This is a genomic window from Rhizobacter sp. P3_C12 (assembly GCF_056402735.1).
Genome location: NZ_JBFUGW010000220.1, coordinates 1 through 10,600, shown reverse-complemented (window position 1 = coordinate 10,600; position 10,600 = coordinate 1). Strand labels below are relative to the sequence as shown.

Annotated in this window: 7 protein-coding genes and 1 pseudogene; 6 read left to right on the top strand and 2 right to left on the bottom strand. The window is 58.7% G+C overall.

Annotated elements, in window-relative coordinates; translation table 11 throughout:
* A pseudogene (locus AC1DXV_RS25615) lies at positions 1-129 on the bottom strand (IS5/IS1182 family transposase); the annotation flags it as partial.
* 54 nt (positions 130-183) lie between these two features.
* On the opposite strand from AC1DXV_RS25615, the gene AC1DXV_RS25610 reads away from it, so the two are divergent.
* From AC1DXV_RS25610 to AC1DXV_RS25585, 6 genes are all read left to right on the top strand, one after another.
* Positions 184-819 (top strand): TnsA endonuclease N-terminal domain-containing protein, encoded by a 636-nt coding sequence (locus AC1DXV_RS25610; protein WP_477865821.1) that lies wholly within the window; start codon positions 184-186, stop codon positions 817-819.
* Positions 804-3,017 (top strand): TnsB C-terminal domain-containing protein, encoded by a 2,214-nt coding sequence (locus AC1DXV_RS25605; RefSeq protein WP_477865819.1) that lies wholly within the window; start codon positions 804-806, stop codon positions 3,015-3,017. The genes AC1DXV_RS25610 and AC1DXV_RS25605 overlap by 16 nt, the downstream gene beginning before the upstream one ends.
* Positions 3,014-4,207, top strand: a complete 1,194-nt coding sequence (locus AC1DXV_RS25600) for an AAA family ATPase (RefSeq protein WP_477865818.1) — start codon at positions 3,014-3,016, stop codon at positions 4,205-4,207. The genes AC1DXV_RS25605 and AC1DXV_RS25600 overlap by 4 nt, the downstream gene beginning before the upstream one ends.
* Positions 4,204-5,181 carry a TniQ family protein gene (locus tag AC1DXV_RS25595; RefSeq protein WP_477865817.1) on the top strand — a complete coding sequence of 326 codons (978 nt, stop codon included), beginning with the start codon at positions 4,204-4,206 and terminating at the stop codon, positions 5,179-5,181. The genes AC1DXV_RS25600 and AC1DXV_RS25595 overlap by 4 nt, the downstream gene beginning before the upstream one ends.
* 130 nt (positions 5,182-5,311) lie before the next feature.
* Complete coding sequence (locus AC1DXV_RS25590; protein ID WP_477865816.1) at positions 5,312-5,905, top strand: YkgJ family cysteine cluster protein; 594 nt, start codon at positions 5,312-5,314, stop codon at positions 5,903-5,905.
* A 132-nt stretch (positions 5,906-6,037) separates the two neighbouring features.
* A complete protein-coding gene (locus AC1DXV_RS25585; RefSeq protein ID WP_477936201.1) occupies positions 6,038-10,357 on the top strand; it encodes an AAA domain-containing protein in 4,320 nt (1,439 codons plus the stop codon).
* A 37-nt stretch (positions 10,358-10,394) separates the two neighbouring features.
* On the opposite strand, the gene AC1DXV_RS25580 is transcribed toward AC1DXV_RS25585, so the two are convergent.
* The coding region (locus tag AC1DXV_RS25580; protein ID WP_477936199.1) for an IS3 family transposase at positions 10,395-10,600 on the bottom strand (206 nt) is incomplete at its 5' end.

The window sequence follows — 10,600 nt, the reverse complement described above, 5'->3', positions numbered from 1 at the left end:
GTGCGGCTCGATCAAGCCGCACAGCGCCGACCACGGCACCACGCGCTCCATCTCGCCCAGGAACTTCTCGCGCCTCGTCTGGCGCTTCTTGCCCGCGTACTCCAGGCTCGCAAAGCTCGTCTGTTTCATGCAACCATCCTCGCTGTCCACGCCTCGTTCGGCCATCGAGATCTGCCCGAATAAATCAGCGGTTCCCTAGAGCTTGAAACCGAGCGAGGCCTGCCGGGTACCCTGGACATTGCCAAGCTTCTAGGTATCAGGCATCCGCCCTATCGGAAGGCCGCAGCCGCGACAAAAGCAGGAGGCATGTCCACGGACTTCCTGGTCACGCTGCGGCACGGCGGGAAAGTGGCAATCCACTGCAAATGGTCCAAGGAGATTGAAGACACTCGCAACATCGAGCTCCGGCTGATCGAGAGGGAGTACTGGCGCCTGCGCGGGATCGAGTTGATCGTCATCACGGAACGTTCGATGCCGCGGCACCTTGAGCAGAACCTGCTGTGGGCCTACTCGGTCATGACATCCGATCCAGAACTGCTAGCGCGTATAGAGATCCCTGCCAGCTGGATGTCTGATCTGGTCGACGCTACATCCACGCGCCGTCGCCGGATGAAGGATGCTCTCACTGAACTGGGTCAACGCTATGCACTGTCTAACGCGCAGCAAGTCGTCTGGTTGAAGATGGGAGTGCTGTTCGGACTGATAGAGGTCGATCATTCGATAGCTCGATTGAGTCTGCTCGAGTGCTGGGACATCAAAATATCAGACGAAACCCGCGTCATCTTGCTGCAGGAGGGCCGTGCATGGCTGACTCCCTGATAGCACCCTACGCGGCACTTCATGTGTCTGTTCCTCTGGAAGGAACCTGTATCAAAAATGGCACCTATGTGGTCGCCTATCTGGCCCGTGAGTTAGACCAAATCTTCCTTCAACCTGTCGTCCTAGAGAACAAGGTCAAGGAGCGACGAGGGAGACTTCGAAGGGATGAGTCCGCAGTGCAGCCTCAGGAGCATTCTCTCCGCGAGCTCAAGGAGCTTGAAGCGCGGGGGCTCATTACCTCAGCCACGGTGAGCGTCCCGGCGCTCCTCACGCGGCCTGCTCGCACCGAATATGCCAAGAACCACTTCAAGATGTGGATGGAAATCCTTTCTTGGCTGACATCGAACGAGCGGTTGTACGAGATGCTCGTGCGGCAACGCTACAGCGAGGTCCTTGAGTCAGCGGCGGCCAGATTCAACATCGACACTACAGCGTTGCGCCGCGGACTCGCGCGCTACTTCTCTTTGGGCGGCGATATTCACGCGGCGTCCATGCCGAAGCATGGCGTCGAGAAGGCTCGCAAGCCGGCCAAGGAAAAACTTGGAAGGCGGCCAAAGAACTGGCTCAACAATCCAGAGAGCCTGGGATCTAACGCGACGGAGCAGGCCAAGGAGGCCGTAGAGGTCTTCATGAAAACGTGTCGCAAGACCAAGAGGTCTGGCCGCGACAAGGAAGACGGATCAAAGAAGTTCAGCTTGGCGGCGATGCATCGGCTCTACCGAGACACCTACGTCTTGGTCCCCACCGGTGTTGACGAGCACGGCAGGCCGATCATCCAGTGCAATCAGCAATACGAACTGACTTATCGACAGTTCGTCTACATCTGGCAGCAGCATGTGTCGGCACTGGAGGCCGCGAAATATGCCGCCGGAGGGCGGCGATGGAAAAAGGATCTGCGTGTATTGACATCACATGCGCGCGCCAAAGATCACTATTCTGGCTCGACGTACTTGATCGATGCCACCGTTGGCGATATTCATTTGGTGTCGGCCATTGATCGAAAAGTGCGAGTCGGCCGGCCAATCATCTACGTGGTCCTGGACGTCTTCTCGTACGCGATTCTTGCGCTGCACGTAAGCCTAGAAGCACCAAGTGCCGACCAGGCGCGCATCGCTCTCTACAAGGCTATGACGCCGAAGGACCTCTGTGTGAAGGAACTCGGCCTTCCTGACGAGGTTATTGATGGTCTTCTGCAGGGCATCCGGTCTGCCCATGTGTTCGCCGACCGAGGAGAATTACTCAGCCAGTCGATTCGCGATCTCGCCACTGACACTGGCACCGTGATGTCTTATGCGGCACCTTATCGAGCAGAGTGGAAAGCGCTCGTTGAAAGGTACTTTGGCATTCTCAATGATCTGGCGCTGCACGACGCGCCCGGCGGAACAACGGGCAGACTGAAAGAGCGCGGCGAGCATGACGCCCGACTTGATGCGTGTCTGACGATTGCCGACTTGACCAGGCTGCTGCTCTGCGTCGTCGCCGAATGGAACTTGACTCACGACTGCTCGCGCTTTGCCCCGCTGTCACTGCATGGGCGAGCGAAACCGTACCCGGCGAGCTTGTATGAAGTGGGGGCAGAGGAGTTGCATGGTTCTCCGTACCGACTCACGCGAGCGGACGCGATTCGTGATTACCTGCCAACGATCAAGGCCAGAGCGACCAGGCAAGGCCTCGTTGTAAATGACCTTCGCTTTACCGCTGATTGGATGGAAAGCAGCAGTTGGTACTACATGCAGCGCTCTCGCAAGCGCGAAGTCGACATCTACCTTGATCCCGACCGCCCGGACACCTGCTATGTACACACGGATGGCAATGAGCTGCGAGAAGCAAAGCTCGTCGACGTCAAGCAGGCATTGTTGGAGGACGCCACGTTGCACGAGTTCATCGAGTACATCGTGGCTACATCACAGCCAGCAGCGAAGGACAGTCGCGACACCGAAGTCGTGGGCCGAGGCCTACGCTTCTACCAACAGAAGGTCATCGAGCATTCGGGCGCAAGGAGTAGTGTGGCCCAAGCGAACGACGACCGATCCGACACTGCAAAGGTAGCCGATATCAAGGTGAGCCGTCGCAATGAAAAGGATCACGACAAGGGTCATCGCCCAGTTGAGAAAGTGACAGCAACGGACACGCCGGGTGTTGCTAACAACGATGAGGTCGACGAAATGGCGGCAATTCTTAAGGCAATCAGCCCATGATGTATCAAACCGAGAACGTAGCAAAACTCCACCGTGGCAATCCATTGATCGAGGCGCTTCCAGCTCCGATCTTGGATCGCATTGAGCTGGCAAAGAGCTTGAGCCGGGGTCCACGGACGACGCTGAAGACCTTGATGGAGGATCCGCCAAAACTGCGCGTTCACAACTTGGTGGCGCTCAAAACTTTGTTTCTGGCCAAGCCGGAATGCCTTGATATCGCCGAAGCCATGGACTTGGCGTTGCGCGAGTTCTACGTGCCCAAGAATCTGATGAGCCCGGAAGGGCAGGCTTATCGGTACGGCCTCGCGGCCAACGGCGGCAGCGAGCCTCAAGAGTTCGCAGACACCGAATTGGGATGCATGTTTGTTGTKGGTGAGTCAGGGATGGGGAAGACCACCACGATACGAATTGCGCTGCAGCGATATCCGCAGGTGATCCGTCACAGTGCCTACATGGAGATTGAGCTGCCAATCACTCAGGTTGTGTGGCTAAGCGTCGAAGCACCGACTGGGGGCTCGACCGTCACGCTCCAGCACAGCATTCTTGAGGCTCTCGACAAGGCGCTGGGTCTCACCGGAACGAAATACGCACACGCGCCCAAGAGCACGAAGTCGCTGGAACGAGACAAGCTGACGAGCCTCGTTGTTCAACTGTTGCGGACCTATGCGGTTGGTTTGATTCACATCGACGATGTTCAAAGCTTCTGCGGATCCACGGCCGGCAAACAAGCTCTGAGGCGGTTCCTGGTCAGGCTCACAAATCTTGTACAGGTCCCGATCATTTTGGCTGGGACACCTGAGTCTCTAGATTTTTTCGCTGGCAGCTTTGAAGTGGCGCGCCGGGCCTGCAGCCTGGGTGCATTTGAGCTTGAGCGACCAAAGGGGCCAGAGGACCCCATCTTCGACGCTCTCGTCAAGTACTTGTTCACGTTCCATCTCGTCGAAACACCTCTCACCGTCGATGCTCACACTCTCCGAGTTCTCTACGAGCTTTCCAAGGGTGTGACTTCAGTGTTGCGGACGTTGCACGTGGAGGCGCAGAAGATCGCGCTGAGGGCCGCGAAAGCTGGACCTGCCAAGCTCGAGTTGCGTCACTACAAGGAAGCGCACGAGTTGCTACTGACCCTCCACGGCCAGCTGGATGAACTCGATGGCACGGCGACCAAGCTTGGCTCGAAGAGACGAAAATGACCGATCCGTCGATTCCCACTTTCGGCAGTTCACAGCATCTAGATGATGAGTGGGTCTACGGCCAGCTTTGCAGGCAGTTCACTCTCTCCGGTGAGGGTTCACCGCACCGCTTCTTGAAGCGCTACTTTGGCGAGTGCAGCTCATCGCTTGAAGCGCAGATGAGAGTTGTCATCGAATCAGAGTGCTTTGGGTCGCGGAAGATGGTCGCAGAGACAGCAACGTTCCAGAGCTACTTCCAACACTTCGTCCACGAAGAAGGCGTGCGTTGGCGCACTGCGACTCCCGACTTGTATACCGTGGGACGTTGCTACAACGAGAAGGGCACCGTAGCGCGTGGACGTCCAGCCGTCGACGGACTACGAGACTGCGCAGTGTGCACGAAGGAGCAGTTCACAACGCAAGGAATCATTACCTGGACGCGTGCTCACAACTTACCCGGTGTGCGGGCCTGTTGGCGCCACGCGACTAAATTGAGGGCGCGATTCGACTTCGATCAGTTGCCGCTGCCAGATCCCACCAGCACTCAGACTTCCGAGGCAGCGACGGAGATAGAGCTTTGGTTTGCAAACGTATCTCGGGAAACCTTGCATGACGACTCAGGAAGCCGGCGCTATGCGCGCGTCCTGCGAGGAAGCGTCGAGTCGTATCGATGGACAGCGCAGCTCATCGCGAAGGGCATCGTTGCGTCCTACCCGCCAGCCATTTTGTTCCCCATGGATCTAACACCCAGGAGCTTGACCGCTGGCTACCGATCGATGCTCTCGAAGAATAGATCCATCGGTGACACGAGACTGCTGATCCTATTGGGGCATTGCGAGGATCGAACATCACAGCTCATTAACGGCGAACGCTTCAGTGAGGCCTCTTGGGGCGCTTGGCGCAAGGCCGCCCTTGCAGAAGGTGCCACGCCGCCTCGTCTTGATGCCTGGGTGGAGGCGGATCGTCTGGAGCCCTTTCAGCCATCGCTGACTTAGCGTACGGCTCCCGATCTGGATTCCGCGAGCTTTAGCGAGCTGTCCTCGAGCGTTGAGCAGTCGATACTTGCTTGACCCATTGATGATGGCAGGAGGGCGGTAAGGCTACCGCGGCTGCTACGATCGATCCATGGCTGAACGGACGCTGACGTTGGAGGAGATTGAAATCGCGGTGAAGCGACGTGCGGAGTTCTTGGCCGCGCTTCCACGTTCCTCAATCGAAGCAGAAGAGAAGCTGCCCCAAGCCGTGCGGGCGGCGAAAGCATCTGCGCGCAGCAAGCTATGGCGGATTTATCGTGTTGCCGACGAGCTTTCCAAGGCGCGCGAGCCATTCGTTGCGTGCGAGAAGGGCTGTGCATCGTGCTGCCACATGAACGTCACCATCACCAAGGCGGAGGCGGACCGTCTTGAACGAGCCGCAGGCCGACGGGCGGCAGCTGTCGATCGATCGGTGCACCACGATCAGGGCAAGTTCGTTGGCATTCCGTGTCCCTTCTTGGATGCTCAAGGTGCATGCACTGTCTATGAGGATCGACCGCTCTCGTGTCGCAAGCACGGTTCGTTCTTTGAAAGCGCTGCGGCCTGCCACCCCTCCGTCATGAACGAAGTTGAAGTCCCGATGGTTGGATTCAGCGGGTTGGATGAGGCTCTGTTTGAAGTTTCCAGCGTGCCGGGCGCGCCGGTTCTCGCAGACATCAGGGACTTTTTCCCCGTCGGGGCCTAACCAAGAGGATCTGCATGCCAGCAAGGGGCTCGACCATTTGCTGGCTACATTGATGATGCGTACCTCGGTGGGTCTCGTGCCTTTGGTCGCTCTTCTGCCGTAGCGGGTGGCGTTCGCTCAATGGGGAACAACGTGGAACCAGAAATGCTAAGAGAGGTCGCCACGCATATCGCAAGCTACTTCCGGGACTTCATCGAAACGGATTTCAAGCGAGTGCAGGCGCCAAGCCGGCGAGTCGTACTGCAGAACGAGTCTGGGTTTCGCTGCGGCATGCGCCTCAAGCCCTATGACAGACTTGATCGGGAGATCTGGACTCTTCTACAACAACCAAGTGGCGAGCCGATGGAGCTGCGCTTGAGCCCCAGGAAGTACACCCGAGCGCTTTCTCCCATCGTCCGGACAGTGATTGTGGAACAGCTCGCAGCACTGGAGCCGCAAGACCTGGAGACGGTTAAGGCCGAGCTTGCGGCGGAGATCGATCGAAGCTATGCCAAAGCCGTGAGTGATCCGGAGGAATGGGTAGAGGCAACCGTCGACGTGTTGTGTGAGCAGATCGCAGCCAAGGTCGTCCGACCACTGATTGCCAAGTTGGACGGCCCGCTGCAGCGGCAGGCCTACAGTGTCATCGATTCGCTGTATGCGGCAGAGACCGATATGGTTTCGGGAGTTGCTGCGGAGCTGGCCAGCAAGCTCCCAGAGATTCTCGCAAGGCACTTGGCCAAACGAGACGACGCCGACGTCCGAGCGGCGCTGGACACATTCCTCACCATGGAACACGCGAGAGACGCGCTCGGGCGCTTCTTCGCAAACTTTGTGGCCGCCGACGCGTATAGCGAGTTCCGGGATGTCGAGACGTTCGCCGCTATCAGCGAGGGTGTTGTCCTCTACCTGTACATAGGCTCATGCCGATTCCGGGGGGCGACCTATCCGCTCTTCTTCTTGCCGGTGCAGGCGGAAAAACTTCAGGATGCCAGCGGCTACGAGCTGACGGTCATCAACCAGCTCTTCGCCAACCGCGCAGCAATCGACTTCGTGCTACAGGAACTGGCGGCGACGAGGACACGCGGGTGGACCAGCCCCATCACCGAGCGCATCAACTATCTTCAGCCCCAGCAGTCGATCTTTGAAGAGGCTCGACGACTCTTCGATCTTGTGGCGAACGCGATGGACTTGGCTGGACAGATTCACCTCGGTCCCACTGCGGTGGACGCCTCCAACACCGAGGTGGTTCTAGGCAGCAGTGTCTACTTGTGTGCGTTTGAGAAAGGCGCTGAGTCGCTCGTCAACGACTACGAGGCTTTGATCAACATGGCGCGCCAGGGCGGCGGCGCCGTGGTGGACTTGTTCGAGAAACTCGTGCAAGGAGCTCTCCAGGAGAATCCCAAGAGCATCCGCTCGGCAGTTGAGGAGCAGTGGGACGGGCTATCGCTGGTCGATCGAATGGTGTTCGACTCCCCCATCCCATTGAACGAGGAGCAGCGCAAGATTCTCATGGCCGTGCGTCACCCAGAAGGACGCATCATCGTGGTCGAGGGGCCGCCTGGAACTGGCAAGTCGCACACGATCACCGCTATCGCGGCGGATTGCGCGTTCAATCAACGCTCCTGTCTTGTCCTCTCGGACAAGACGGAGGCGCTGGAGGTGGTTCAGAACAAGCTGTCGCAGGCGATGAGTCGCGTTCGACACGATCCAAATTTCCCCAATCCGCTGTTGCGTCTGGGCCGGCAGAACGCGAACTTCAAGAAGCTGGTCGGCAATCAGACGGTCAACCAAGTCGCCGCGTATGCGAAGGCCAATGCAGTCAACGCGCCGGAGCTCGAGCTTGAGCGTCTAAGCACAGCGGACGGGATGAAGATCGCAATCGAGAAGACCGTCAAGTCCCTTGGTGCCATCGAGTTGAGGCAAGTACAACAGCTGCATGGTGCCGAGGCCAAGATGCTGCGAGACGCGCCGGCGGCGCTGGCGGCCATCCATGCGCTGGTACCCGAAGATGCCTTGGTGCGGCGATTGGGCGCCGTAGCGGCGGCGATGGATCAGGTCGTTCGCTACTTCGACGGCTTGACGCAGGACGCCCGCAGGAATGCTCAGTGGCTGAAAGCGCGAACCAAGCGAGACAACGTCCTGTGGGAATTCGCTCAGCAGCACAGCCAGAAGGTTGCCGCCATGGGCCTCTACGAGAAGCTCGACGCGGACGAGCTTCGACAGATCGCCGCAGCAGTCGTCGAGTACCGGCAGTTGCGGATGCCTGTTCTGGGCTACCTGTTGCGAGGATCGGCCGTCAGGACACTCGAATCTCGCCTGAACATGCTGCCAGCTCGGCGGCCCATCCTTTTGAAGGCGGAAGCCGCGGCATTGGAACTGCTGGTCCAAGGTGGCATGGACCTTCGTCTGCGCCTGGAGCAAGTGGGGTTGCAGGCTGAGTTGCAGGGCGCGTGGCAGCAACTGATCATCCAGACTCCGGACGGCCAGGCCGCGCAGATGTTGCTTGGCATTCTTGAAGCACTGGCAGCGCACGAGGACATCTTGACGGATGCCATTGCCGCCACCTCGGAGCACTTCCGCTTGGTGGTCGGCTACCTTGGCGATTGGGTCAAGGTGCGGCAATCTTTTCGCGAAGCACCCGAATTCGACTACGTCGGGACGAAGACAAAAATGGAGCGTTTGAACACGTCGCGGATGAATGCCCACGTGGATTCGCGACTGATGAACTTCATGGAGAACTATCGGGCAGATGCCAAGACGCTGGCCCAGCTGATCTCTCAACGGCAGAAGTTCCCAGAGGAGAAGTTCGACGCCGTTCGATCCTCATTCCCCGTGATGATCGCAGGCATCCGTGAGTTTGGTGAGTACATGCCGCTGGTGCCGGAACTCTTCGATGTAGTGGTCATCGACGAAGCAAGCCAGGTATCGGTAGCGCAGGCCTTGCCTGCGCTGCTGCGAGCCAAGAAGATCGTGGTCCTCGGGGACAGCAAGCAGTTCGCCAACGTCAAGTCATCAAACGCCAGCATCGCCACCAACGAGAAGTACCGCTCCAACTTGACCAGCTTCTTCGAGAAGACTGTTCAACGTGATGCGGCCACACTGCAGCGGCTGGCCATGTTCGACGTGAAGAAGTCGATTCTCGAATTCTGCAGTCTGGCGTCGTCGTACACGATCATGCTGCGCAAGCACTTCCGATCCTACCCGGAGCTCATTTCCTACTCCTCGCGCAACTTCTACGACGGCCACCTTCAGGCCATCAAGATTCGCGGCGTGCCGATTGACGAGGTCATCCGGTTTGATCTCGTGGACACGACGGACAAGCCTGTCAGCCGCACGACCAACTCGGCCGAGGCTGCGTTCATCGCGGACCGGCTGGCTGAATTGCTCGAGGAGGATGATCCGCCGACTGTGGGCGTCATCACACCCTTCCGTGAGCAACATACGATGCTCACGAAGACGCTCTTCGCGCACCCGAAAGCGCGGGAGTTCGAGGACAGGCTTCGACTCAAGGTAATGACGTTCGACTCCTGTCAGGGTGAGGAGCGATCGATCATCTTCTACTCGATGGTGGCCACCGTGGGCTGCGACGCATTGAACTACGTGTTTCCGCCCTCGCTTGAAGGTGCGGCGGACGCGGTCGAGGAGAAGCTTAAAGTTCAGCGCTTGAACGTGGGCTTCAGTCGTGCGCAGGACGCGATCTGGATCGTTCATTCGATGCCGATAGGCATGTACCGAGGAGCGATCGGAGGTGCCTTGAACCACTACCTGGGCATGCGGGAGACCAAGCTCGGGTCTGCAGAACAAACCGATCCGGCAAGCCCAATGGAAGCCAAACTCCTGCAATGGTTGCAGGCCACAAGGTTCATCCAGGCGCAGCCCGAGGATGTCGAGATCCTGCCGCAGTTCCCCTTGGGCGAGTATCTCAAGCAGCTCGATCCGACCTACCAGCATCCGTCCTATCGGGTTGACTTTCTCCTAACTTGCCAGACCCCGAAGGGGGCGGTGCAGATCGTAGTGGAGTACGACGGCTTCGAGCATCACTTTCAACCCGGCACGCAGGTGCACGTCGGCAACCATGAGCGCTACCTCCGAGAAGGCGACGTTGAGCGCCAGCTGACACTCGAGTCGTATGGCTACCRCTTCATTCGCGTGAACCGCTTCAATCTCGGAAACGATCCGGTCGCGACGCTGGACGAACGCCTAGCTCGCATCGTCGAGGTCGCAACGGGAGAGCAACACTCACAATTCGTCGAGCGTCTTCGACAACAGGCGCAGGGCATCGTAACGGGCGATATGCGTCAGTGCTCCCGGTGCAAAACGATCCGCACGCGTGAGGCTTACTTTGATCGCTCATTGAGCCAGGGGGCAGGCGGATACGGCCGGGTATGCATGGACTGCAAGCGCGGGCAATCGGCCAAGAGGGATGAGCAACAGGCGACTTCCACCTGGCGCCGACGCAGGACATGGTGACCTTGCCCTCGGATCTCGCATCCCATAGCCGAGGGCATTACGCGGCTCGCTTTTCCTGGGCAGCGAGCCAAGCCCGTTCGAATTGCATTGGACTGACGTAGCCGAGCGTCGAGTGAAGCCGGCGGTGGTTGTAGAACGCCAGCCAGTCGATGACCTCGTCCTTGGCGGCCCGCACTGTCTCGAACTTGCGCCCATACAGCCGGCCGACCTTGAGCGAGCCCCACAGGCTCTCGGTGGGCGCAT